Source organism: uncultured Desulfovibrio sp., from assembly GCF_944324525.1.
In the GTDB taxonomy this organism is placed as follows: domain Bacteria; phylum Desulfobacterota; class Desulfovibrionia; order Desulfovibrionales; family Desulfovibrionaceae; genus Desulfovibrio.
In genome coordinates, this window is record NZ_CALUWS010000009.1 from 1 (window position 1) to 24386 (window position 24386).

Here is a 24386-nt window from a genome sequence, read left to right on the forward strand (position 1 = left end):
TAGGCATGGTCTGCATGGGCTGAGCTGCCGGTACGGGAGCCGCGCCCTGCGCGGGCGTCATGGGCATACCCGGTGCGGCTTGCCCCGGCATGGGCTGGCCCGGAGCCGCTTGCGGCGTTCCGGGCGTCTGGGTGGACAGCGCCTGTTCCGGGGGCCAGTTTTCCGGCCCGCCGGGATTGATCCGTGCGGTAATCCCTTCGGCAGCCGTTGCCGCGTGGCTCACGGCAGGGGAAAAAATTTCCAGTCCGGCGCTCCCGCACAGCATGCAGATTGCCGCTCCCACAAGAAGCCTGCGGCAGCAGCGACCGGCGGCGCCACAGGAGCGCAGAGCCGTGCCGGTCCCTTCCCCAGCGATATGATTCCGGTTTTTCCCGGTAAAAGATGCCTTGTTCACGCGCACATCACTTCTCTGGTTGGTGTTGCTGTACGTTGCTATGCAAAAAGCATGCAAAAATCTCAGCCGTTCTTTTTCTTCAATTTCTCAATGAGGGTCGTCCGTTTGATCCCCAGCAGCTCGGCGGCCTGGTTCTTGACGCCGTCAGCCCGTTGCAGGGCTTCATCAATAAGACGAAATTCCACAGCTTCCAGAAAATCTTTCAGATTGATCCCCTGCGCTTCCAGCACGGAAAGGTCCGGCCAGACGAATTGCCCGCCTCCGGCGCTCACGCCGGGCGCTGCAGCCGGACGCGGCGGCCCGGCATCGGGAAGATCCCCGCTGACCGCCGCCATGCCCGCTTCCGGGGGTGCGGCGGGGGCAGCCGGCGCAGGCTGCGCGGCATGCGCGCCGAGCGCGCCCTCGGGCAAGGGCGGCAGGCTGTCGAGCGGGCCGACGTTATCGCGGATCTTGGCGGGCAGGTCGTCCACCTGCACACAGTCGCCATCCACGAGAATGCTCAGGCGCTCCATGAAGTTTTCCAGCTCGCGCACATTGCCCGGCCAGCTGTAGGCAAGCAGCACCCGGGCCGTATCCTCGCCAAGCCGCAGCAGCGGCCTGCTTTTTTTCTGGCAGAATCGCTCCAGAAAGCACTGTGCGAGGATGAGGATATCCATCCCTCTTTCGCGCAGGGGCGGCAGGTGCAGCGGGATGACGTTCAGGCGGTAGTAGAGGTCTTCACGGAAACGTCCGGCCGTGACTTCGCTTTCCAGATCCCTGTTGGTGGCGGCCACGATGCGCACATCCACCTTTTTGCAGCCCGTGCCGCCCACACGTTCTATTTCCTTTTCCTGCAGGACGCGCAGGATCTTCACCTGCAGGCTCAGGTCCATTTCACCTATTTCATCAAGAAAGATGGTGCCGCCGTCAGCCAGTTCAAAACGGCCGGGGCGTGAGCGGATGGCATGGGTGAAGGCCCCCTTTTCGTGCCCGAAAAGCTCGCTCTCCAGCAGTTCCTTGGGGATGGCGCCGCAGTTGATGGGCACGAAAGGACAGTCGGCACGCCGGCTGTTGGCATGCAGGGCCCGCACAAGCAACTCCTTGCCTGTTCCCGATTCACCAGTTACAAGAACCGTGCTGTCCGTCGGAGCGACCTTGTCCAGTATCTTGAAGACTTCCACAAGGCTCGTGCTCTGACCGATGATGCCGTTTCTGTTCAGCTCCATGAAGCTCTCCCGCACAATTGTTAAGGTGTCAATACCCTGACGCGCGAAAAATTTCCAGTAAAAAAAGGGCCTACCTTCTGGAATCAAGTTGAAATCATGAACAAACTCACGGAAAACGAATGCCCGGAGTCCCTCAATGACGGGGTTGGGCTCGATGATCTGCGCCCGGATATCCTGCAGGCGGTGCAGGCCGGGGCGGCCCTGCTGAGCGCCCCGCCAGGCGCGGGCAAAAGCACGCGCGTGCCGCTCTGGCTGCTGGAAGCCCCCTTTCTGGAAGGAAAGAAGATCCTTCTGCTGGAGCCGCGCCGCGTGGCCGCCCGCGCCCTTGCCCGCTACATGGCGGCCACTCTGGGAGAAAAGGTCGGGGAGACCGTCGGTCTGCGCATGCGTCAGGAGAGCCTGTGCGGGCCGTCCACACGCCTTGAGGTCATCACCGAGGGCGTCCTGACCCGCATGATCATGGAAGATGCGGAGCTGCCCGGCGTAGGCTGCGTCATCTTCGACGAATTCCACGAGCGCAGCCTGCATGCCGATACCGGTCTTGCCCTGTGTCTTGAAAGCCGCGCCGTCCTGCGTCCGGATCTCTGCCTGCTGGTCATGTCCGCCACGCTGGAGGCGGACGCCCTGCGGCGGTTGCTGCCCGATGCCGCGCTTGTGCGCTGCGGCGGCCGTCAGTTCCCGGTGGAGATCCGGCATCTGCCGCCGCCCCCCGGTACGGCCGCGCAGGATATGCCCGCGCTGCTCCGGCATGCGGCGGGCGTCGTGACCCGCCTGATGCGGGAAGAGCCGGGCAGTCTGCTGGTTTTCCTGCCGGGCGTGGGAGAGATCCGTCAGCTGGAGGAGCTGCTGCGCGATGCCTGCCCCGCGGATGTGGATGTGCTGCCATTGTACGGTCAGCTGGCGCCCGAGCAGCAGGATGCGGCCATTGCGCCGTCTCCGGCGGGGCGGCGCAAGATCGTGCTGGCGACCAACGTGGCGGAAACGTCCCTCACCATCGAGGGCGTACGGCTCGTGGTGGACGCCGGTCTTGCCCGTGAGCCGCGCTACAATCCCGCGGACGGGCTGACGCGTCTGGTGACCGGCCGCATATCGCTGGCTTCCGCCACGCAGCGCGCCGGACGTGCCGGACGTCTGGAGCCCGGCGTGTGCGTCCGCCTCTGGCATAAGGAAGAGGAAAACGGCATGCGCGTGCATATCCGTCCGGAGATCCTCGATGCGGACCTGACCCAGACGGTGTTGCAGCTGGCCGCCTGGGGCGTGCCGCGCCCGGAAGAGCTGCCCTGGCCGGATCAGCCGCCAGCCGCCCATCTTGCCGTTGCGCGTGAGGATCTTGTCCGCCTTGAGGCGCTGGAGCCGGACGTGCCTTTCAATCGCCCCACGGAGCTGGGGCTCGACATGGCCGCCCTGCCCTTGCCGCCGCGTCTGTCTCGTCTGCTGCTGCTTGGCGAGCAGTACCACAATGCGGCGCTGGCCTGCTGCCTTGCCGTCCTGCTGGAAGAGCGCGATCCCCTGCCGCAGGCCGACGCCTCGCTTTTGCACCGGCTGGACAGGCTCTGCCGTGGCGCTGCCGTCGGCGCGGGCGACCCCGCTGTCGTGCGTCTGCGCCAATGGGCCCAGCGGCTGACGCGGCTGCTGGTCTGTCCGCCCCGGGGGTTTTTCGAGGAGGCCCAGCACCAGAGCGTTTCCGCCGGCCTGCTGACGGCGCTGGCCTTTCCCGAGCGGGTGGCGCAGCGCACCGGCGAAGCGGACGGGCAGGCGCATTATGTCCTGCGCTGCGGCAGCCGCGCCTTTCTGCCGCTGACGGATCCCCTTGCCCGCCAGCCTTTTCTGGCCGTCGCCGTACTGGACGGCGGCCACCGGCGGCATGTGCAGGGGGCGGATCGCGGCCGTATCCGTCTGGCCGCTCCCCTGCCGGCCGCCGAGGTGGAAAGCCTTTTTTCGGCTGCGCTGCAGCGTGAGACCCGGGTGGACGTGACGGAAGAAGGCCGCATCATCGCCCGGCAGCGCCGCCGGCTGGATGCTCTCGTTCTCGAGGATCTTCCCCTGCCCCGCCCGGACGGCAGCGCCTGCGCGCAGGCCCTGTGCGGCTATATCCGTCGCAAGGGCCTTGCCTGCCTGCCGTGGAGCGAGGCCATGCGCCAGTGGCGGGACCGTGTGGCGCTGCTGCATGAGCGGGAAGGCGATCCCTGGCCCGACGTGGCCGATGCGGCATTGCTGGCGCATCTGGAAGACTGGCTCGCGCCCTTTCTGGACAACTGCACCGATCTCCAGCGTCTTTCTCCGGCCAGACTTGCCGAGGCCCTGCGTGCCCTGCTGCCCTATCCGCTGCCCCGCCGTCTGGAAGAGCTGGTCCCTACGCAGTGGACGTCCCCGGCGGGCATCGCGCATTCCATCGTCTATGGCGAGGCGGGCGGCCCCTATGTGGCGGCCAAGCTGCAGGAATTTTTCGGCTGCACGCAGACGCCGGCCATCCTGGGCGGCCGTCTGCCCCTGCTGCTGCACCTGCTTTCGCCTGCCGGACGTCCCCTGCAGGTCACCCGAGATCTTGCCGCTTTCTGGGCCAACGGCTACCGGCAGGTCAGGGCGGAGATGCGCGGCCGCTATCCCAAACATCCGTGGCCGGAAGATCCGCTGGCCGCGCCCCCTGCCGCCCGGACGAAAAAGCAGATGGAGCGCGAACGGCAGCATCAGGAACGCTCGGCCTGACGCCGGGCGGGGGCTGCGGCGCAAGGCGGGACCGTCCTGCGCCAGAGCGCCAAAGACAGCCGGCGTAAGCCGGCGGATATGCCGCAATGACGTTTGATCCGGTTGAGCCCGAGCGGGAAGACCGCCTGACGGCGGGCGGGAAATATGCCGCACGCCCGGCACAGGGAGGCGTCATCCCTGCTCCCCAACGTGGGGAACGGGACTGGTCGAAAAAGGGATATGGACGGAAAACGGCGGGCATCCCGCCCCGTTGCATTCTTCTTGACGCGTATGTCCTGCCCGTCTATACTTTCAAAATTGCTGTGCGCTCGTAGCTCAGGTGGATAGAGCAGGAGCCTTCTAAGCTCTTGGTCGGGGGTTCGAATCCTCCCGGGCGCGCCAGAAGAAAATCAGACGGTTACGTGCTATTCGTGCGTGGCCGTCTTTTCCTTTGCGCCGCTTTTTTTCAATTCTGTCACCCATCTGTCACCCAGGGGCGGCGTCTCCCCCTGGACGGCATATGGCTGGGCACCCGCATCTCTTCATACGCAGACGGCCTCTGCGCCTTCCGTAAGATCCGTATCCGCAGGAGCATGCGGGCGCGACCTTCTGCGGGCGCAAGCCCGCTCAGGGAGGCGCCCGTCCGTCCTCCCCCTCACCCCCTTGCCGCAAAAGCAGACCAGCATGGTCCTGCGCCGCCGGCCGCCATGCCGGGTCCTTTTCACCCTCCCCTTGCTCGCGGGGCTTTGCGACCCCAAGAATCGCGGGATTTTTTGGGGAATTTTTCGTGGGAATTCGGGAAGGTTCTCCGGCGCTGCCGTGCTGCCGGGGCCTTACCTCATTCCGCGTCCGCATACCGGCACTGCCACTGAGGTCCTCCGATGACAGACAGAGAACTCTTGCGGCAGGTGCAGGATCGCATTGCCGAAGAACAGCAGGAGCAGTCCCCGAGCGGTGAGCGGCAGGCGGATCGGAACGCCCTGCCCGTCCCGACCCATGACTTCGTGGAGCGCTGCCTCTACGCCAATGAGCTGGGCGACGGGCTGCTGTTCGCCTATCTCTTCCGTGGACGCCATGCCTATGTGGGGCAGGCGGATGAGTGGATATACTGGTCCGGCCACCACTGGTCCGTGGACCTCATCGAAAAGGGGCATCATGCCCGGGCGGATGTGGAGCACGTGGCGCTGGCCTATCAGGAGACCGCCCGGCATTTCGACGCGCTGGCCAAGAGCGCCGAGCATGACGGCGACAGGGAGTCGGCGACGCGTCTCAAGGCCAAGGCCGACAAGATGAAGGTCCGAGTGGCCAAACTGCGGACGGATCCGGGCCGCAAGCGTTGCCTTGAGTTTGCCAAGACCAATCTGGAGTCGCCGCTGGCCATTGCCGGCCATGAGATCGACCGCGATCCGTGGGCGTTGCCCATGGCCAATGGCGTTGTCGATCTGCGCACCGGCGAGCTGCATCCTGGTCGCCCTGAGGACTGGCTGGTGAAGTCCAGCCCGGTGGAGTGGCAGGGCATCGATGCGCCCTGTCCCCACTGGGAACGCTTCGTCACCGAGATCATGGGAGACGATCCCGAGATGGCGGCCTTTTTGCGGCGCGTCTTCGGCTACGGCTGCACGGGGCTGGCCCGGGAGCACATCTTCCTGGTGCTTTTCGGGCGCGGCCGCAACGGCAAGGGCATCATGACCGAGGTCATCCAGACGGTGCTGGGCGGGCAGAATGCCACAGCCAGCCTGGCCGGGCCGGTGCAGTCCGAGATGCTGCTGGACCAGGGCAAGAACCGCAGCGCCGCGGGCCCCAGTCCGGACATCATGTCCCTGCGCGGCCTGCGCATCGCCTTTGCCTCCGAGACCGACGAGGGCCAGCGTTTCAGCCCGGCCCGCGTGAAGTGGTTCAGCGGCGGCGAGACCCTTACCGGCCGCTACCCGCACGACAAGCGTAATGTCAGCTTCGAGCCGTCACACCTGCTCTGCCTGCTGACCAACCACAAGCCGCACGCCCCGGCCAGCGACTTTGCCTTCTGGGAGCGCCTGCTGCTGGTGGACTTCCCCCTCTCCTTTGTGGATCGCAAACCGCAGAACGAGAACGAGCGCCCCATGGACAAGGGCCTGAAGGATCGCCTGCTCCAGGAGCTGCCGGGCATCGCGGCCTGGCTGGTGCGGGGCTGCCTGGAATGGCAGCGCGCGGGGCTGGATCCGCCGGCCAAGGTACGGGAGGCTACGGCCGAGTACCGCAAGGACGAGGACATGCTGGCCGACTTCATCGAAGAGTGCTGCATCCTGCAGCAGCCGGGGGAAAGCGACATCCGCACGCCGGCCTCCGAGCTGTACGACGCCTTCTGCGAGTGGTTCAAGGTCAACATCTCTTCCAAGAAGACCGTTTCGCAGAAAGCCTTTGGCAAGATGATGCTGGAGAAGTTCCAGCGCGAGCGCAAGGGCGGCATCTACTATTACTACGGCATCAGCGTGTCCAGCCAGATGCAGCACGAACTGGACGAGTAACAGGACCATCGCAGGAGCATACGGGAGGGCATTTTCTGTCCGTCCTGCCTGAAACCCTTTGGAATACAAGGGGAATCTTCTGCCGCAGGATGATGTGACCATTTTTGCCATAATTCTTTCGCATGTGCGCGAGCGCTTTTTTGAAAAAAGTTCTTCAGAAGAATGGTCACATCGTCCTGTTTTTTGAAAAAAACCTGTCATTGCAAAATATTGCGGACAGGATGATGCCATGCCCATGGCAGGATGATGGTGATGATAGAGCAGCTTGTCCAACAGCGCGGCCTGAAGGCCGTCAAGGTGGCCGGAACGCACGGCGGCGAATACGCCTGCCCCTGTCCCGCCTGCGGCGGCAAGGATCGCTTTCGCTTCTGGCCGGCCCAGGGCGAGGGCGGGACGTGGTATTGCCGCCAGTGCGGCAAGGGCGGGGACTGCATCCAGTTCCTGCGGGACTTCGAGGGCCTGAGCTATGCCGAGGCCTGCCGGCGTCTGGGCAGGGAACGCGCGCCGCTGCCCACGTCCATCATGCCACGCCGTGAGCGTGCCCGAGAGTGGACGCCGGCCGAGGCGTCGCTGCCCTGCCCCGCCTGGCGGGAGCACGCCGCCAAACTGCTGGACTACGCTCACCAGCGCCTGCTGGGCGACGATGTGCAGCTCATGCGCCTGGCCATGCGCGGCATCGAGCGGGTGGCGGTGGAGCGTTACCGGCTGGGCTGGCTACCCGGCGAGAACGGCAAGGACGGCTATCACCGGGACCGCGGGGCATGGGGCCTGCCGCCGGAGACCAACGCCCGCGGCCGCAAGAAGTCCCTGTGGATATCGTCCGGCCTGGTCATCCCCGCCCTGGATGATGACGGCGCGGTGCTGCGCCTGCGCATCCGCAGGGACGAGGAAGCGCGCGCCCGCTTCGGCGCGGACATGAAATACGTGGTGGTGCCCGGTTCCAGCATGCGGCCCCTGCTGCTGCGCCCCGAGGCCAGGGCGTTCGTGGTGGTGGAAAGCGAGCTGGACGCCATCGCCTGCGCCGCGGCCGCCGAGGCCGCCGGCCTGGATGTCGGGGCCTTTGCGGCCGGGACCAGCCTGGGCCGACCGGACACCGTGGCGCATGCCGTCCTGCGCCGGGCGCTGTGCATCCTCGTGGCGCTGGACTTTGACCAGCCGGACGCCCAGGGCCAGCGGGCCGGCGCCAGAGGCATGCCCTTCTGGGCGCAGACCTACCGCACGGCCCGGCGCTGGCCCGTGCCCAGCGGCAAGGATCCCGGAGACGCCGTGCGTGAGGGCTGGAATATCGCGGACTGGCTACGCATCGGCCTGCCCCCTATCTTTGCGCGGACAGCCCCGCAGAGCGCGGATGTGACGCCTTCCCGCGCCCTTCCCCCGGAGAGGGAACAGGCCCGTGAGACCATGCCCGCTGGACAGAATGACGACCAGGGCGGGGGGACGGAAAAGGCGTGCCCCGCGCAGCCGCTCCCGCCCGAAGACCGGCAGTGTCCGGCCGTGACTGCCGCTGTCTGGGGGCGTGGCGGAGCGCACTGCCTCACCCACCCCATCGGCCCGCTGGACAGCCTCAAGGTGCTGGCCCGGGCCGGCTTGCTGGCCATCCCGACGCCTGATGGCGATTTTCGCCTTACCGGGCACGAGCACTGGCCGCAGGGCGATCTGCCCCGGCTCATGAGCTGGCTCAAGCGCCACGGCGAATGGGTGCGCGGCGCGCTCTACGGTGAGTGGACGTACTGAAAGACTGCCGATCCCCCGGCCTTGACCTCGGAGAAGGAAATGGGCACACTGAAACTCCCCAAATTACCAGAGGCGTTACCGTCGCCTTTGCCGTACCCCCTACACGGCGAAAAGTGCGGTCTTTTTTGTTTTGCCCTCTGCGCACCTCGTGGGTGTGGAGTACATATTGGCAAGGCGACGTCCGGTATCCGCGAGGACCGGCGGCTCTGGTAAGCCGGGGAGCGTCGTCTTGCCTTTTTTGTACCCCCAATCCCAAATTACCAGAGGTGTCCCATGTCCCAGCCCAGCATTGCCCAGCTTGAAAGCCGCATCCTGCAGCTTGAACAGGCTCTTCACCGGCAATCGACCCACCACGAACAGCTTTGCCGCATCGTCCTGCACCTGCAGGAACGGCTCATCGCCCGCAACGATGCCGCACTGGCTTCAATGCCTCCCCTTCCCTCACCGCAAAGGTCGCAATAGCGAATTTGCCGCCCAATGGTCATATGGTCCTGCGCGCCGCCTTCTGTCTGTCATGCCGGATGGATGGGCACGCCCGGCGAACGAAACCGCCACAGGACCATCGCGCAATGGTCCTGAAAATAACCTGTTGACATCGCGCAACTTTTTTATGCTATTCTGGGGTATCCGGCGGCATGTCCATGCGTCGGGAAACCTCAAGGAGAACCGCTATGCCCAATCTCGTTCCCTTTGCTTTTGAGGACAACCTCGTCCGCTCCTGCCTGGACGAAAACGGCGAGCCCTGGTTCGTGGCCAAGGATGTGTGCCGCGTGCTGGGGATTGAATGGAAGGGGTCCGCTTCTATGGGACCCCTTGATGACGATGAAAAGGGTTCAGTGATACTGCACACGCCTGGTGGTGAGCAGGAGGCGTTGACCATTTCCGAGTCCGGTCTGTACGCCCTCATCTTCCGCAGCCGCAAGCCGCAGGCCAGAGCGTTCAGCAAGTGGGTACGGGCCGAGGTCCTGCCCGCCCTGCGCAAGAGCGGCCATTACGAAACGCCCGGGTACAGGGAACGCATGGAGCAGTACCGCAGCGATTCCGCCACCCAGCCCGAGGCCGCCCGTTATCTGCGTCCCGCCATGCGCGAGCGTCTGCTTTCCAGCGCCATCCAGACGGCCAAGATGTGCGGCAATACCGACCCCGCCTTTGTGGATGGCCTGTATGCCCGCTACTGCGCCATGGTGGCCGGTGACGTACAGTCCGCCGCCGACCGCGACGCCTCGCCGGAAACGCCCCTGCATCGTGAGGAACAGGCGGCCCTGGTCCATCGCTTCGTCAAGGAACGCTGCACCGTTGCCCGCGGCATGAAAAAGTCCGCCACGCGCCTCTATGCAGCCTTCAGGGAGTGGTGGCAGGGCCAGACGGCAACGCCTCCCGCGTCGCAGCGTCTCTTCGGCATGATCCTCAAGGAATACTTCCCCTCACGGCGCAGGGGCGGTCATTTCTGGTACTATGACATGGCGCTTGTGGATGAATAAGGGTGTTCCATTGCCCCGCATACCAAAGGGCCGGGGCTTCCCGGCCCTTTCTCTTTGAGAGGTCCCATGTCTGGAAAAATAGTGCCTTCCCGCAGCTACAAGACCCAGCTGGATGCCGTGGCCTACCTCAAGGACGCGGGCTACAAGTGCAGCAAGAGCCAGTTCAACCGGGACGTGAAGGCGCGCAAGGTGCCCCGGACGCCGGAAGGCTGGTTCGATGAGGCCGCCCTGCTGGGCTACGCCAGCGCCAATCTCACGCCCGCCGGGCAGGTGGCCGACCGGCAGTTGGCCGATGCCACCACCAGCCGTCTGTCGGCGGACGCGGAACTCAAAAAATACCAGGCCGAGCGCGCCCGCCTCAAGCTGGAAAAGGAGCAGGGCCTGCTCATGCCCCGCGCCGATCACGAGCGAGATCTGGGCGCTCGTGCCCTGTTCTTCAGGAACGAGGTGCGCAACTTCATCCACCTGCACGGGGCCGCCATGATCCATCTGGTGGGCGGCGAGGAGGCGAAGCTGCGCGAGCTCGTGCAGTGGTGGCTGGAGACCACGGAGATCTGGATGGATGCCTGGTCGGGCGAGCGGGAATTCCTGCTGGATGATGGCGACAGCGGCGATTCCCTGCCGCCCGAGGGGGAGGACGCGTGAACATCCGTTTCTGCGAGGCCGAACGGCGCATCTTTGCCCGGCGCGAGCGGCTGAGCGTCTCGCAATGGGCCAGCCGCTACCTCATCGTGCAGGACGGCATCTACCGCGGCAGCCCGCTGCGGCTGGACGTCTCGCCCTTTCTGGCCGGCCCCATGGATGCCTTCGGCGATCCGCGCGTGCGCGAGGTGGTGGTCTGCGGTTCCCTGCAGGTGGGCAAGACCCTCCTGCTCTACGCCTGTCTGGGCTGGGCCATGGACTACCGGCCGGGCATCAAGATGCTGACCATGCCCACCCGCGAGTCCCGCGACCGCGTGGTGGAGAAGAAGCTGCGGCCCATGCTCCAGGGCAGCCCCCTGCTGCGCCGCATGGTGGGCAAGTACCGGCGCGAGAACATCCTGCTCCGGGACGGCACCAGCATCGAGCTGGCCACGGCCGAATCCCCCAGCCAGCGCGCCTCCATCACCGTGCAGGACCTCATCGTGGACGAGGAGGATCTCTACAGCGGCGGCGGCGACTCCTCTCCCCTGCAGGACTTCAAGGGCCGCACCCGTTCCTATGGCGACTTCGCCAAGATCATCCGGGCCTGTCAGCCCAAGGGCGACGAAAGCTCGTCCATCTGGCGGGGCATCACCGAGCAGGTGGACCAGCTCATGTGCTATGAGGTGACCTGCCCGGCCTGCCGCCATGTCCAGCTCATGGACGTGGGCCACATCGTGGTGCCCGGCGGCGAGACGGACACGCGCCTCATCCGCTCCCGCAAGCTGGCCCGCTACCGCTGCCCGCACTGTCAGTACCTCTGGAGCGACCACTCCCGCGATCTTGCCGTGGCCGCCGGCCGCTGGCGGCCCTACGTCTGGACGGGCGCGGCCTTTGAACCGGCCCCGGAAGTGCGCGACGCCCGCAGCCTGGGCTTCCACCTGCCGGCCGTGCTGTCGCGCTTCGTGAGCCTCTCCGATCTGGCGGCCCGCCGGGCCATCGCCCAGGCCAGCGACGATGCGGCCGTGCAGCGCCAGTATTACAACGACGACCTGGGCCTGCCCTGGTCGCCGGTGGAGCTGCGGACCGATGTGGAACATGTGCTGGAGCGGCGCGATCCGCACCTGCCCCCGCGTACCGTGCCCCACGGGGCCGTGGCCCTGACCTGCGGCATCGACGTGCAGAAGCACGGCTTCTGGTATCTGGTGCGCGCCTGGATGCCGAGCCTGGCCAGCTACGTCATCGACTATGGCTCCCTGAGCAGCTGGGACGAGGTGGCCACCCTGGTCTTCGGCACCTGGTATCCCGTGCAGGGCCCGGACGGCACGGATGCCGGCGAGCGCATGCCCATCTGGCGGGCCGGCATCGACTCCGGCGGCACCGAGACCGAGGGCGTCTATACCCGCACCGAAGAGGTCTACATGTGGGTGCGCGCCAATGGCGGCGGCGTGGTGCATGCCTGCAAGGGCGCCAGCCGCCCGCAGGCCGCGCCGGTGCGCTGGGTCATCCGCGAACGCATGCCGCACAACGGCCGTCCCATCCCCGGCGGCCTGCGCCTCTATCTCATCGACAGCGGCGCGTTCAAGACAACGGACATGGGCCGCCTGCTCAATGCCGACAGCCGCCAGCCCCTGCGCTTCCATGCCGAAGCCGACGAAACGCTGGCCTCGCAGCTCTGCGCCGAGCGGCTGGTGCGCAAGAACGGGAACCTCGTCTGGGTGCGGGAACACAAGGACAACCACCTGCTGGACTGTCTCATGCTGTCGGCCGCAACGGCTGACGCCTCCTGGACGCCCAGCCTGCCGCACCACATCCTGCAACAGCAGGCGCAGGCCCACATGCAGGCCCGGATACAGGCACGCACGCCATCCGCCGGCCAGCGCCCCCAGCAACGCAAGCGCCCGCAGCCCGAAGCTCCGGCGCACAGATGGTAAGCCCAGGGAGGACAGCATGGCCTTTACCACGACAGACGGCGACATCTCCGGCGCATCCGCCATGCGCGTGGAACAGGGGCGCCTGCTCCGCGGCCTGCGCGAGATCGCGGCCGTGCTGCGCTGCTCGGAAAAGAGCGTGCCGCGCTATGTGGAGCACTATGGCCTGCCCGCAGGCAAGATCGGCGGCCGCTGGTGTGCCGACGAGGCCCGCCTGCGGGAGTGGCGGGAGCGGCAGCTTGCCGCCACTCCCACCGGCGGGACGGAGCGCCCCGCCAGTGTCTCATGACCGGGCCGCATCCGGCCCTGCTCAGGGCATGACCGTGGCCTGCAGGCGGATATCCAGCCCCTTCATGATACGCAGGATGGTGTCGAAACGCGGCTTGGCTCCGGGCCGCAGGGCCTTGTACAGGCTTTCCCGGCCCAGGCCGGTCGCTTCAGCCAGGCGGGACATGCCGCGCGCCCGGGCCACCGTGGCCAGCGCGGTGAGCAGGCGGTCAGGGTCGGCATCCTGCATGGCATCGGAAACATAGGCCGCAATGGCCTCTTCGCTGTCCAGAAATTCGGCGGCATCAAAAACGCGGAACCTGCTTTCGTCCATCAGTCGTCCTCCATCATGGCCCTTGCCCGGGCAATGTCCCGTGCCTGGCTGGACTTGTCGCCACCAACCAGCAGCAGGTACACGATCTCTCCCCGCTGGGTGTAGTAGATGCGGTATCCCGGGCCATGATGCACCCGCATTTCGCACAGTCCCTCACCGAGCGGCTTCACATCGCCAAAGTTTCCCTGCTCCGCGCGTTCCAGCCGGGCAAGGATCTTCACCTTGCCCCGGACATCTCGCAGGGCTGACAGCCATTGGCCGAATTCCGGGGAAAACTTGAGGATGTTCATGGGAAAAATGTATCTACTTGGATACATATTGTCAAGGTATCCCATGCCTGCCCTTGACACCTCTCCCCGCTTCAGGCACCTTGATTTTCCCAACTAGCGAGGCGCGTCTGCCGCCAGCCCTGCTCCCAAGGCACGGCCATGCAGATTTCCACTATGTTGCAGCCAACTGCTTTTGGCAGATTTCGGCGGTATGACGTCCGGGTGTCCGTGAGGCCCCGGCAGCTCGCTAGCTGGGGAGCGTCATACCGCCTTTTTTGTTTTCCAATCCCAACTAGCGAGGTGTCTTATGTCTCAACCCACCATTGCCCAGCGTGAAAGCCGTCTCCATCAGCTTGAACAGGCTCTCCATCGGCAACTGGCCCACCACGAACAGCTTTGCGGTATCGTCCTGCGCCTGCAGGAACGCCTCATCGCCCGCAACGACGCGGCCCTGGCCCCATACGATGCGGATGTGGCGCACGCTCTGGAGCGCGGTTGTCAGCTGGTGGCCCTGCCCACGCCGCAGGAGGTCCCCCATGCCTAGCCCCCTTGAGCTGCGAGTGGAAGTTCTGGAGCGCCAGGTGGCCGATATGCAGGCCATGCTGGAAAGCCTGCTGGCCCATGCACAGCGTCAGCAGGCGGGTGCGTCCCCTGCTGGACAGAGCGCGCACGAGGAGGACAAAACCCTGAGGGCTGTGCCGCGGCGCTGACCGGAAAAAAACGGACAAAACCGGACAAAACCGGAAAACGTTTACATCTCTCACGAGTATCTGCTAGCTCCATGCAAAAGTCTGAAAGATTTTTGCATGGAGCTTTTTCATGGCCGGGTATTGGAGAACGCTTTACGAAACGATGCGGGAGGACCTGCAGTCCCCCGCATTCCGTCAGTTCGGCAGCTACAGCATCGGCGGCCGCAGCTTCTCCTACCGCAGCCTTTCCGAGTTCCGCCAGATCCTGGACTGGGTCGAGGAGCAGGCGGCGCTTGAGGACGGCGTGCCGACCTACCGTGCCCGCCGGCAGGCACGCAACGGAGGGCGCGGCTGATGGCTCCCGCCCCGCTCTCTCCCGTCCGCGCCGCCCGCCGGGCCGGCCCTTCCCGCCTGCGGCGGGCGATCCGCCCCGCATCCGGCCAGGTGCGCGCCGCGGGCTACGACGGCGCGTCCAGCCCGCGCGGTACCGGCAACTGGCTGCCCGCCAATGCGGATTTCAACCAGCTGCTGGGCATGGACAGCGCGCGCATGCGTGGCCGTGTGCGCGATCTGGTGCGCAATTTCCCGCCCTTCGCTCGCGCCGTCAACGCCCTGGTGGCCTTCACCGTGGGCAGCGGCTCCCGCTTCCAGTCGCTGGCTGTCCTGCCCGACGGCACGCCGGACATGCCCACCCGCAAGCGTATCGAGGATCGCTTCCGCGCCTGGATGGAGCAGGCCGATGTGACGGGCCGCCTGCATTTCTATGAATTGCAGCAGCTGGCCAAGCGGCAGGAATGCGAGTGCGGGGAATACATCCTGCGCTTTGCCCGCCCCCGTGACCGGCGGCGCGGCCTGCTGGCCCTGCAGATGCACGAGCCGGAGAACCTCTCCAGCTGGCGCATCGAGGGGCAGGAGCCGGACAGCGACATCTGGCAGGGCGTCGAGTACGACATCTGGACCGGCGAACCGCTGGCCTATCACTTCCAGACCGTTTTCGGCTGGGAGCGCCGGCTGCGCACCTGGCGCGAACCGGCCTGCAACGTGCTGCACGGCTTCCAGACCCTGCGTCCCGGCCAGCTGCGCGGCGTCACTCCCTTTGCGCCGGCCATCCTCATGGCCCGCGACATGGGCGACTACACCACGGCCGAGCTGGGCGCGGCCAAGATGGCCGCCAAGTGGCTGGGCTTCGTGCGCTCGCAGGATCCCGGCTTCTCCCAGCTCACGCGCGGTCTGGGCGATCCCGCCGCCTGCCTGCGCGACGAGGTGGAGAACCTCGAAGACCTCACCATCGAATACCTGAACAACAACGAGGACGTGTCCTTTGCGCCGCCCTCGCAGCGTCCGGGCGACAGCTTCGACCGCTTTGTGCGCCATACCCTGCGCATGGTCGCCATCTGCCTCGACCTGCCCTACGAGATCCTTTCCGGCGACTACACGTCCATCAACTACTCCACCAGCAAGGCCAGCCGCAACGACTTTGCCATGTTCCTGGTGCCGCATCAGTTCCGGGCCGAGCAGCATTTCATCCGCCCCGTGTTCCGGCGCTGGCTGGATCATGAGGCGCTCACCCAGGATTACCTGCCCGGCTACTGGCAGAACAAGAGCCGTTACCAGCGGGCCATGTGGATACCGGCCGGCATGCCCAGCGTGGATCCCCTGCGCGACGGCAAGGCTCAGATCGACGGCATCAATGCGGGCATCCTCTCGCCCCAGATGGTCATCCTGGGCGAGGGCCGGGATCCCGAAGAGGTGGTGGAACAGCGGGCCTCCTGGGCGCGCCTTTGCGCCGCGCACGGCATCGATGCCGCCACCGGCGCGGTGAGCACCGGGCTGGCCAATAACCCCGCCAGACTGGGCGCCGCCGAGAGCGCCGGAACCGAGCAAAAGTAAGGAGATCCCCATGTCCTTTGTGACCCGTTCCGCCCCGCTGGGCGCTGGACGCCCCCTGACGCTGGATGAAGCCGCCCGTTCCGTGGACGTGGTGGCCTCCACCCAGGCCGTGGTCAAGGTCTTTGACGTCGATGAATGGCAGCCCGTCCGCGAGGTCCTGCTCATGAGCGGCTGCCAGCTGCCCGATTCCGGGCGCGTGCCCCTGCTGGACTGCCATAGCCGCGAGCAAGCCGGAGACATCGTGGGCAGCTTCATGGACATACGCGTTGAGGACGGGCCGCAGGGCCCGCAGCTGGTGGGCCGGGCCGTGTTTTCGGCCACGCCGGACGGCGAGGCCCCGTTCCGCAAGGTGGCGGAAGGCCACCTCACCGATGTGTCCATCGGCTACGAGGTCATCGCCTGCCAGCGCATCCGGGCGGGCGAGACCGCCGTCATCGAAGGCGCTCCCTACGCCGGCCCGCTGCGCGTGGCCACGCAGTGGCGTCTGCTGGAACTGTCCTGCGTGCCCATCGGCGCGGACAGCTTCGCCAAGATCCGTTCCGCACTACGCAACCCCCAACCGGCCCGCAAGGGCATAAAGGAGAAGACCATGTCCAGACAAGAATCCGGGCAGCCCGAGGTCCGCAGCCTGCTGGCCAGGCTGCGCCGCCTGCTGGGCCTGCGCGAGGACCCCGAAGAACAGACGCCCGCCCCGGACGCGGCCCCCCGGCAGGCTGCCGTCACCGATGAGGCCGGCGTCGCCGTGGAGCCGGAGCAGCTCGACGATGCCGAGCTGGAACAGCTGGTGGAAGACCTGGGCGTCCTGCTGGATGAGGCCGAGGCCGAACAGCAGGGCCGCGAAGACAGCCCGCAGGAAGAGGGAGAGCGCGAAGGCAAAGACGATACGCCCGCCTGCCGCGGCGCGCTGCTGGGCAGGTTCATGGCCGGTCTCACGCCGGGCCAGCGCCAGCGCTTCGGTCAGAAGCTGGAGCGTCAGCGCATCCGGGGCATCCGCGAGCTGGCCCGGAGCTTCCAGCTTTCCCCGGAGCAGGAAGACAGGCTCGTTGCCTCGGGCATGAGCCTTGGCCGCGCCCGCAAACAGGTGGAGGACATGGTGGCCCAGCGCCGGCATCCCGGCCCCGGCTTTCAGGTCGTGAGCATGGGCCGTGCGGAAAAGGAGACCTTCCGTGCCGCCGTGCAGGACAGCCTGCTGCTGCGCTGCGGCGCCAGACTGGACAAGCCCGCGCCCGGCGCTGAGGAACTGCGGGGCATGACCCTGCGCGAGATCGCCCGCGAGATGGTGATGCGCGCCGGGCAGCGGTCCGGCGGCGACATCCGCGACATCGTGGGCCGTGCCCTGACCACCACGGACATGCCTCAGCTGCTCGTGGAGACGAGCCGGCGCACGCTCATGGAGGCATACGAGCAGGCCCCGGAGACCTGGCGCGACTGGTGCGAGACCGGCACGGCCACGGACTTCAAGGCGGGCAAGGCCCTGGGGCTGGAAGGTGACGTGGCCCTCAGGAAGATACCCGAATACGGCGAGTACGCCGACGGCCGCCTGGCCGAGAATGCCGAGGAATACCGCGTGGAGACCTTCGGCCGCAAGCTCGTGATCTCCCGTCAGGCCATCATCAACGACGACCTGGGCGCTCTCACCGACATGCCGCGCCTCTACGGCGAGGCCTGTGCCGCGCTGGTGGGCGATGTGGCCTACGCCGCCCTCACCGATGCCACCCTCAGGATGGGCGACGGCAAGCCCCTGTTCGACAGCGCCCATCATAACCTGTTCACGGGCAAGGGCGGTACGCCCACGGTGGAGAACCTGGGCGCGGTGGTCACCGGCATGGAGCTGCAAAAGGACAGTTTCGGCAAGGTCGTGACCATCCAGCCGCGTTTCTTCCTGGCCCCCATCGGCCTCAAGACCGCCTGCGAGTCCTTTTTCAATACCCAGATCAACGCCGGGCCGGTGGTGGGCACGCAGGCGCAGCCGCTGGTCTACAACCCCTACGGCGGCGACTTCTTCCGGCGCATCTATGACCGCCGTCTGGATATGGCCGGGGCCACCACGTGGTATCTGGCCGCGGCCCGCAGCACGGTCAAGGTCTTCTTCCTGGGCGGCGTGCAGGCTCCCTACATCGAGAGCCGTGACAACTTCGACACCGACGGCTTCGAGACCAAGGTCCGCATGGACGTGGGCGCCAAGGCCCTGCGCTGGATCACCCTGGCCAGGGCCACCGCGTAGAGCGTTTTGCCGTTGAAAAAGGCAGGACGCGAGGCGGCGGCACAGCCCCGCCCGGCCCAGAGTGAACGGGAAGACCGCGTTTTTCCCGCGAAACGACAGGCCGCATGGTTGGAGACGCAAAGCGTTTCCAACGGAAAAAAGCTCTCAAGGAGGTGCATCATGCAAAATACCTATTCCATGGGCCGCTGCATCCACCATACGCCCGGCAAGGCCGTGCTGGGCGGCGAGCTGGTCGTGCTCACCGGCATGGTGGCCGTGGCCAGCACCGATATCCCGGCCAATGAAGAAGGGGCCTGCGAGGTGGAAGGCGTGTTCGCCCTGCCCAAGAAGGCCGGCGAGACCCCCAAACAGGGCGCTCCCCTCTATCTGGCGGAAGACACGACCCTCACCGTGACCGCGGGCACGCAGTTCGTGGGCACGGCCTGGGCGGATGCCGCGTCCAATGACGCCACGGTGCTCTGCCGCATCAATTTTGGTTACGCCGCGGCTGCCGCGGCGGCTTCGGCCTCGCAGGGCGGCTAGCCCCTGTCCCCGTCCCCCGACCGGCCGCGTGTTCCGTGCGCCTGCGCGACACGCGGCCCCACAAGGAGTCCCGGCATGGATGACGAACGTCTTTTGGATCTGTCCTTCCGCTTTTCCATGTGCGCCGAAGGCAACGACGCCTACACCGATGACCCTGACGATCCCGGCGGGCCCACAAAGTACGGCTTTGCCCTCAACTACAACCGCGACATCTTGCCGGACAAGGACGGCAACGGCCGTATCGACGCCTCGGACGTCAGGCTGCTCACCGGCGAGGATGCCCGCAGGCTCTATGAGGAAGGCTACTGGCGGCGCTACGGCTGTGCCCGCCTGCCCGGCCCGCTGGCCTTCCTCTATGCGGACATGGTGTTCAACCCCGGCCCGGGCATCGCCCCCAAACTGCTGCAACGGAGCCTGTGCGCGCTGGGCGGCTCCGTCAGTGTGGACGGCATCATCGGCCCGGCCACGCTGGAGGCGGTGCATGCCGTGGACAGCGCGTCCCTGCTGGTGGAGCTGAGCGCCCAGCGCCTGCACTACTACGGCACGCGCGGCGGTTACGGCAAGTACGGGCAAGGCTGGGACCGCCGGGCGGCGCGCTGTCTGGGCATGGCGCTGGGCATCCTCTGGGGCGCTGTGGCATGAACCTCGTGCCCCTATTCCTCGTGCTGGCGCTGCTGCTGGGGGCGGGCGCTTCGGCCGTGTACCTGGGCAGGAGCCTGCATGAGGCGGAAGAGCTGCAACGCAGCCTGCGCGTCAGCCAGGCCCGCAACGAGGCCACGGACAAGGCCCTGACCAGCCTGGAAACGGCCCGGCAGGATGCCCTGGAAAAGGAGGAAGCCCGTGAGAAACGCCTGCAGGACGCTGAGCGTCTGCCTTCTTCTGAGCGCTTTGACGCCTATGACCGCCTGTTCGACAGCATCGAGGCGGATCGAGGTGGTCAGCCCGCCCCCTGAGCTGCTGGCGGCCTGCCGGCCTCCGGCCATTTCGCGGGAGGTCCTGCCCGCCATCGCCACCGGCAGGACGGATGACGCCGGACGCGCCTATGTGGCCTATGTGCTGCGGGTGGAAGCCGCCTTTGAGCATTGCCGTGCCCGTCACAAGGCGCTGCGGACCTGGATCGAACATCTGGAACACGGAGCAAGTCATGAACAGGCCAGACCCTGACGGCCGGCTGCCCGGCTTTGCCGGGCGGCAAATGGACAGCGACATGTCCCGGGACAGGGACGGCGGCCGGCCGGCGCGTCCCCACCAGGGCCACCGTCCCTCCCTGCCCCGGAAGCTCCTCCAGGCGGTGATCATCGTCGTTCTGGCCTTTGGCGCGCTGGCCTTCGTGGACCTGAGCCTGAGCGTCATCTCGCCGGAGAGGCCCGCCCGCGTGGCCGGCATGCTGCTCGATCCGCTGCTGCGCTTTCTGGGCCTGCTGGCGCTGGGGGTGTGAGCATGTCCTACCTTTCCGTAAGCGAGGTGCTGGAGGCCGTGTGCGCCGTGCTCCTGCTGCTGATGGGCATGGGGCTGAAGGTCGTCTTCCAGACGCTCAAGGAGATCTTGCAGCAGCAGCGCGTTTGCAACGACCGCTTTGCTGACCGCGTCCGCAACGATACGGCGCACAAGCATTTTTATGATGAACTGGAACGGCTCAATGTGCGCGTGAGCCTTCTGGAACGTGATGAGGGATAGGCGCGTCATGGCCGGTATACAGCTACGCATGAATGTCGAAGAAGCCCGGCGGTGGCTGGCTGACGGCGGCGAGGAGTTCCGGCAGGGCTCCTCCCGTCTCAAGGTGGCCACCCAGCGGGCCATCAACCGGACGCTGGAGCATATGCGCTCGCTCATCTCCATGGAGATACGCGATCGTTACTACACCCAAAAGGAAGATGTGGACGCCGCCCTGGAGGTGCGTAAGGCCCGCAGCGGCAAGAATCAGCGGGGGGCGCTGCTCTATCGCGATGACGCCAGCCTGCCGCTGTCGGCCTTCGGCGCCGCGCAGCGCACGACCTTTGTTTCCGTGCGTGTGCTCAAGGCCCACCGTACCCGGCGCATCCAGCCGGGCGGCAAGTGGGGGATCCTGGCCACGGCAAAGGGCAGGGCCGCCGTCTGGATGGCCCGCGATCAGGTCTGGGCGCGAGTCGCCGGGCAGGATCACCCCAGGATGCTCTTTGGCCCCAGCTTCATGAGTTTCTTCGGCCTGCCCAATGTCGAAAAGGCGCTGGGCATCGAGATGGACGAATATTTTGCCCGACGTCTGGCGCATGAGGCCCGCGTCTGGCCCCTGCTGGAAAGCGCGCTCCGGGTCAACTTCCTTTCCAGGGAGCGGCGTTCGTGAGCGAGCTCTCCCCCTTTGACGCCGTACTGGAAGAAGATACCCGGCGCGTGCTGCAAAGCGCGCTGGGGCCGGCTTGCGCCGTCATCCTGTATGACGACGGCGGCCGGCCCCACGAGCTGCGCGCCCTCTACGGCCAGCCCGGGGCCGAGGTGCGGCCGGGGCAGGCCGCCGCGCCCGGCGTGAGCACGGCTCCCGCCCTGCATCTGTCCCGGCATGATGCGCGGGCGGCCCTGGGGCGGGATCCGTGCGCCCGGGATCGCGTCGCCGTGCAGGGACGGCCGTACCGCATCCTGAGCGTCATGGACGACGGCTACGGCTGGCTGGAGTGCCGCCTGCTGGAGGCCGCCCATGTCTGAACTTTTCGCCTGGGCCGGCCTGCATCCGCGCGCGCTCATCCGCCAGGCCGTCTGTCAGGTCATGCGCGAGCATGCCGGACTGGACGCCCTCCTCGCCGGCCGCGTCTGGCCCAACCGTATGGAGCACTGGTTCCATAACGAATTCCCGGCGGCCGGGGTCTACACGCTGCAGGAAGTGCGCGTGGCGTCCGACGTGCGCCCCGAGCCGCAGGAACGCCGCCTCACCCTGGCCGTGGAGCTGCTGGCCGGCGCTCTGGAAAGCGTGGACGACACGCTGGATGCCCTCTGCCTGCAGGCGGAGCGGGCCGTGCTGCGGCTGGACGCCATCGGCCGGGCCATGGGCGGCATCGTGGACGCCCTGCTGCCGGATCCGCTGCCTCTCATACGCGGCCGGCATCCGGCGGACACCCTGCTCTCCATCGTCCATACCGGCTCCGATCTGGCGCTTGCCGTGGAAGGGCAGCGGCAGATGGGCGCGGCTGTCCTGAATCTTGATCTGGAATACCGCTGGCCCGTCGTGCCGCCGGAACTGGCCGATCTCCTGCTGGCGCATACGGACTGGTACGTCCACCCCGGCGATGACCGGGTGGACATGATCTCGCAGGTAACCTTTGACCAGGAGCGATCTGATGCCCCACCCCACCACCATGTTCATCGTGCCCGCCGTGCGTGACGGCCGGCCCCTGCGTATCGCCGATCCGCAGTCCGGCCAGTACCTGCCGCCCGAGGGCGCGATCGTCCCCCGTTCCGCCTTCTGGCTGCGCCGCCTCAAGGACGGCGACGTGCAGCCCAAGCCCGACAGGGAGGTCTAAATGTCCATCGCCTTCAACGTCCTGCCCGATACCGTACGCGTCCCCTTCGCCTATGCGGAGTTCGACGGTTCCGGCGCGTCCGATGACCCGGCCGTCATGCCCTACACCATGCTCATGGTGGGGCAGATGCTCGACGGCGGCACGGCTGAGGCCGGCAGCGTGCAGCGTCCCATGAGCGCCGCCCAGGCCGCCACCCTCTTTGGCGAGGGCAGCCAGCTGGCCGCCATGTGCGCGGCCTGCCTCAATGCCAACAACATCACCAAGATGCTGGCCATCGGCGTCAGGGATGCCGAGGAAGGCACGGCCGCCAGGGGGGCGCTGACCATCAGCGGCACCTGCGTCAACGCCGCGCCGCTCTGCCTCTACATCAACGGCAAGCTGGTGCGTGCCGCCGCGCCTCTGGCAGCCGAGGCCTCCGCCGTGGCCGAGAACCTGACCAATGCCATCAATGCCGACGCGAGCCTGCCCGTGACGGCCACCTTCTCGGGCGGCGAGGTCAGCCTGACGGCCCGGCACAAGGGCGAGTGCGGCAACGACATCGACCTGCGCATCTCGTACTACGACGAGGACAAGCCCGGCGGCCTGACCTTCAGCTTCACCCCGATGACCGGCGGCGCGGGCAACCCCGATCCGGCCTCCGTCATCGCGGCCATGGCCAACGACCAGTATCACGTCATCGCCTGGCCGTGGACGGACAGCGCGAGCCTCGCCGCCCTGCGCGACGAGCTGGCGGACCGCTGGGGGCCCCTGCGGCAGATCGACGGACAGGCCATCGTGGTCAGGCGCGGCACCTTCGGCGAGGTGACCACCTTTGCGGCCGAACGCAACGACAAGCATCTGACCGTCTTCGCCTCCGAGGGCAGCCCCACCTCCCCGTGGGAAGACGCGGCCGCCACGGCGGGCGTCATCGCCTATTACGGCAACAACGATCCGGCCCGCGGCTTCAATACCCTGCTGGTGCCGGGCCTGCTGGCTCCGGCCCTTGCCGACCGCTGGACCGACTTCCCCGAAAAGAACCAGGCCCTCTACGAGGGCGTCTCCACCCGCTATGTGGCCCCGGACGGCACGGTGCGCCTGCAAAAGTGCATCACCACCTATCGCCTCAACGATCTGGGGGCCGAGGACAAGGCCTTCCTTTCCCTCAACAGCCCCCTGACGCTCTCCTATCTGCGCTACGACTGGAACAATTACCTGAAGACCAAATATCCGCGCCACAAGCTGGCCTCGGATGCCGATGCCGCCCGCTACGACGCCAGCCAGCCCATCATGACGCCCAAGCTGGGCCGGGCCGAGGCCATCGCCCGCTTCATGGACGCCTGGCTGCCGCTGGGCCTGGTGGAAGGCAGCGAGCAGTTCAAGGCCGCCCTGCTCTGCGAGCGTAACGCCAAGAACGAGAACCGGCTGGACTGGCTGCTGCGGCCCGATCTGGTCAACCAGTTCGAAGTGGCCGGGACGCTCATCCGGCACATCGTCTAAGGGGGGTGAGAAGCATGGGCAACGGTACCAACAATCGCCGGGCGGGCATCATCTACGTCAAGGTGGACGGCCGCCAGTACGACGCCAAGGGCGCGTATACCTACAATCTGGGCAAGCCCAAGCGGGATGCCATCATCGGCTCCGACGGCGTGCACGGCTACAAGGAGACGCCGCAGGTGGCCTTCATCGAAGGGGCCGTCACGGACAGCGACGATCTGGATCTGGCCTCGCTGGTGACGGCCGACAACGTGACCGTCACTCTGGAACTCAACAACGGCAAGGTGGTCACCCTCTCCAATGCCTGGTTTGCCTCCGAGGGCAGCGGCAGCACGGATGAAGGCGAGATCGCCGTGCGTTTCGAATCGCGGCGCGAAGCCGTGGAAAGCAACTAGGAGAGCACTATGGAACCCATCATCATCCCCCTGCGGACGCCCCTGACCCACGGTACGGAGACCATCACCGAGCTGCGCTTCACCCGCGAGCCGCAGGTGCGGGACATGCGGGGGATCAAGATCCGCGACATGACCTTTGACGACGTCCTGCTGCTGGTATCCCGTCTGGTGGGGCTGCCTCCCAGCGTGCTGGGGCAGATGCACATGCAGGACTTTGCCGGCGTGGGCGAGGTGGTGGCGGGTTTTTTGGGCGATGGCCGGTAGACTGGGCCGAGGC

29 protein-coding genes, 1 tRNA gene and 1 pseudogene are annotated in these 24386 nt (G+C 66.6%); 27 read left to right on the forward strand and 4 right to left on the reverse strand.

Annotated elements, in window-relative coordinates:
• A pseudogene (locus tag Q0K12_RS03730) lies at positions 1-265 on the reverse strand (hypothetical protein); the annotation flags it as partial.
• Between the two features lie 191 nt (positions 266-456).
• Entirely contained in the window at positions 457-1599 is a 1143-nt protein-coding gene (locus tag Q0K12_RS03735; RefSeq protein WP_297260436.1) for a sigma-54 dependent transcriptional regulator, read from the reverse strand.
• 96 nt (positions 1600-1695) lie between these two features.
• On the opposite strand from Q0K12_RS03735, the gene hrpB reads away from it, so the two are divergent.
• The 9 genes from hrpB (at position 1696) to Q0K12_RS03780 (ending at position 12844) form a co-directional block, all read left to right on the forward strand.
• On the forward strand, positions 1696-4305 hold the full coding sequence (gene hrpB / locus Q0K12_RS03740; protein WP_297260437.1) for an ATP-dependent helicase HrpB: 2610 nt from the start codon (positions 1696-1698) through the stop codon (positions 4303-4305).
• Positions 4306-4609: 304 nt separating this feature from the next.
• Positions 4610-4686 (forward strand) — tRNA-Arg (locus Q0K12_RS03745).
• Between the two features lie 479 nt (positions 4687-5165).
• Positions 5166-6788, forward strand: a complete 1623-nt coding sequence (locus tag Q0K12_RS03750; RefSeq protein ID WP_297260438.1) for a phage/plasmid primase, P4 family — start codon at positions 5166-5168, stop codon at positions 6786-6788.
• A gap of 252 nt (positions 6789-7040) precedes the next feature.
• On the forward strand, positions 7041-8522 hold the full coding sequence (locus Q0K12_RS03755) for a primase-helicase zinc-binding domain-containing protein (RefSeq protein ID WP_297260439.1): 1482 nt from the start codon (positions 7041-7043) through the stop codon (positions 8520-8522).
• A 273-nt stretch (positions 8523-8795) separates the two neighbouring features.
• A complete protein-coding gene (locus Q0K12_RS03760) occupies positions 8796-8984 on the forward strand; it encodes a hypothetical protein (RefSeq protein ID WP_297260440.1) in 189 nt (62 codons plus the stop codon).
• A 209-nt stretch (positions 8985-9193) separates the two neighbouring features.
• Positions 9194-10003 (forward strand): BRO family protein, encoded by an 810-nt coding sequence (locus tag Q0K12_RS03765; RefSeq protein WP_297260441.1) that lies wholly within the window; start codon positions 9194-9196, stop codon positions 10001-10003.
• A 66-nt stretch (positions 10004-10069) separates the two neighbouring features.
• The gene (locus Q0K12_RS03770; RefSeq protein ID WP_297260442.1) at positions 10070-10648 is read left to right on the forward strand and encodes a hypothetical protein; all 579 of its coding nucleotides are present in this window, start codon (positions 10070-10072) and stop codon (positions 10646-10648) included.
• Complete coding sequence (locus tag Q0K12_RS03775; RefSeq protein ID WP_297260443.1) at positions 10645-12558, forward strand: terminase gpA endonuclease subunit; 1914 nt, start codon at positions 10645-10647, stop codon at positions 12556-12558. Before Q0K12_RS03770 ends, Q0K12_RS03775 begins: the two co-directional genes overlap by 4 nt.
• A 16-nt stretch (positions 12559-12574) precedes the next feature.
• Positions 12575-12844, forward strand: coding sequence for a hypothetical protein (locus tag Q0K12_RS03780; RefSeq protein WP_297260444.1), 270 nt, complete (start codon positions 12575-12577; stop codon positions 12842-12844).
• Positions 12845-12865: 21 nt separating this feature from the next.
• Here the strand turns inward: Q0K12_RS03780 and Q0K12_RS03785 are convergent, their stop codons facing one another.
• Both Q0K12_RS03785 and Q0K12_RS03790 read right to left on the reverse strand, forming a co-directional pair.
• The gene (locus Q0K12_RS03785) at positions 12866-13156 is read right to left on the reverse strand and encodes an addiction module antidote protein (RefSeq protein ID WP_297260445.1); all 291 of its coding nucleotides are present in this window, start codon (positions 13154-13156) and stop codon (positions 12866-12868) included.
• Positions 13156-13446 (reverse strand): type II toxin-antitoxin system RelE/ParE family toxin, encoded by a 291-nt coding sequence (locus tag Q0K12_RS03790; RefSeq protein WP_296305301.1) that lies wholly within the window; start codon positions 13444-13446, stop codon positions 13156-13158. Before Q0K12_RS03790 ends, Q0K12_RS03785 begins: the two co-directional genes overlap by 1 nt.
• Positions 13447-13732: 286 nt before the next feature.
• On the opposite strand from Q0K12_RS03790, the gene Q0K12_RS03795 reads away from it, so the two are divergent.
• The 18 genes from Q0K12_RS03795 (at position 13733) to Q0K12_RS03880 (ending at position 24373) form a co-directional block, all read left to right on the forward strand.
• A complete protein-coding gene (locus Q0K12_RS03795) occupies positions 13733-13969 on the forward strand; it encodes a hypothetical protein (RefSeq protein ID WP_297260446.1) in 237 nt (78 codons plus the stop codon).
• Entirely contained in the window at positions 13962-14135 is a 174-nt protein-coding gene (locus Q0K12_RS03800) for a hypothetical protein (protein WP_297260447.1), read from the forward strand. The genes Q0K12_RS03795 and Q0K12_RS03800 overlap by 8 nt, the downstream gene beginning before the upstream one ends.
• A gap of 109 nt (positions 14136-14244) precedes the next feature.
• Entirely contained in the window at positions 14245-14469 is a 225-nt protein-coding gene (locus Q0K12_RS03805; protein ID WP_297260448.1) for a hypothetical protein, read from the forward strand.
• Positions 14469-16004, forward strand: coding sequence for a phage portal protein (locus tag Q0K12_RS03810; protein ID WP_297260449.1), 1536 nt, complete (start codon positions 14469-14471; stop codon positions 16002-16004). Before Q0K12_RS03805 ends, Q0K12_RS03810 begins: the two co-directional genes overlap by 1 nt.
• 10 nt (positions 16005-16014) lie before the next feature.
• Positions 16015-18228 carry a hypothetical protein gene (locus Q0K12_RS03815; protein WP_297260450.1) on the forward strand — a complete coding sequence of 738 codons (2214 nt, stop codon included), beginning with the start codon at positions 16015-16017 and terminating at the stop codon, positions 18226-18228.
• A gap of 159 nt (positions 18229-18387) precedes the next feature.
• Positions 18388-18750: a capsid cement protein gene (locus tag Q0K12_RS03820; RefSeq protein ID WP_297260451.1), complete on the forward strand. Its 363-nt coding sequence runs from the start codon at positions 18388-18390 to the stop codon at positions 18748-18750.
• Positions 18751-18825: 75 nt separating this feature from the next.
• On the forward strand, positions 18826-19392 hold the full coding sequence (locus tag Q0K12_RS03825; RefSeq protein WP_297260452.1) for a glycosyl hydrolase 108 family protein: 567 nt from the start codon (positions 18826-18828) through the stop codon (positions 19390-19392).
• On the forward strand, positions 19389-19703 hold the full coding sequence (locus Q0K12_RS03830; RefSeq protein ID WP_297260453.1) for a hypothetical protein: 315 nt from the start codon (positions 19389-19391) through the stop codon (positions 19701-19703). Before Q0K12_RS03825 ends, Q0K12_RS03830 begins: the two co-directional genes overlap by 4 nt.
• Positions 19684-19914 carry a hypothetical protein gene (locus Q0K12_RS03835; RefSeq protein WP_297260454.1) on the forward strand — a complete coding sequence of 77 codons (231 nt, stop codon included), beginning with the start codon at positions 19684-19686 and terminating at the stop codon, positions 19912-19914. The genes Q0K12_RS03830 and Q0K12_RS03835 overlap by 20 nt, the downstream gene beginning before the upstream one ends.
• Positions 19895-20188, forward strand: coding sequence for a hypothetical protein (locus Q0K12_RS03840; protein ID WP_297260455.1), 294 nt, complete (start codon positions 19895-19897; stop codon positions 20186-20188). The genes Q0K12_RS03835 and Q0K12_RS03840 overlap by 20 nt, the downstream gene beginning before the upstream one ends.
• A gap of 2 nt (positions 20189-20190) precedes the next feature.
• The gene (locus tag Q0K12_RS03845; protein WP_297260456.1) at positions 20191-20427 is read left to right on the forward strand and encodes a hypothetical protein; all 237 of its coding nucleotides are present in this window, start codon (positions 20191-20193) and stop codon (positions 20425-20427) included.
• Positions 20428-20455: 28 nt separating this feature from the next.
• Positions 20456-21073, forward strand: a complete 618-nt coding sequence (locus Q0K12_RS03850) for a hypothetical protein (protein ID WP_297260457.1) — start codon at positions 20456-20458, stop codon at positions 21071-21073.
• Positions 21070-21429, forward strand: coding sequence for a hypothetical protein (locus Q0K12_RS03855; protein ID WP_297260458.1), 360 nt, complete (start codon positions 21070-21072; stop codon positions 21427-21429). Before Q0K12_RS03850 ends, Q0K12_RS03855 begins: the two co-directional genes overlap by 4 nt.
• Entirely contained in the window at positions 21422-22102 is a 681-nt protein-coding gene (locus Q0K12_RS03860) for a hypothetical protein (protein WP_297260459.1), read from the forward strand. Before Q0K12_RS03855 ends, Q0K12_RS03860 begins: the two co-directional genes overlap by 8 nt.
• On the forward strand, positions 22059-22241 hold the full coding sequence (locus Q0K12_RS03865; protein ID WP_297260460.1) for a DUF2635 domain-containing protein: 183 nt from the start codon (positions 22059-22061) through the stop codon (positions 22239-22241). The genes Q0K12_RS03860 and Q0K12_RS03865 overlap by 44 nt, the downstream gene beginning before the upstream one ends.
• On the forward strand, positions 22242-23717 hold the full coding sequence (locus Q0K12_RS03870) for a phage tail sheath subtilisin-like domain-containing protein (RefSeq protein ID WP_297260461.1): 1476 nt from the start codon (positions 22242-22244) through the stop codon (positions 23715-23717).
• A gap of 14 nt (positions 23718-23731) precedes the next feature.
• A complete protein-coding gene (locus Q0K12_RS03875; RefSeq protein WP_297260462.1) occupies positions 23732-24109 on the forward strand; it encodes a phage tail tube protein in 378 nt (125 codons plus the stop codon).
• A gap of 9 nt (positions 24110-24118) precedes the next feature.
• Positions 24119-24373 carry a phage tail assembly protein gene (locus tag Q0K12_RS03880; RefSeq protein WP_297260463.1) on the forward strand — a complete coding sequence of 85 codons (255 nt, stop codon included), beginning with the start codon at positions 24119-24121 and terminating at the stop codon, positions 24371-24373.
• The last annotated feature ends 13 nt before the right edge of the window (positions 24374-24386 follow it).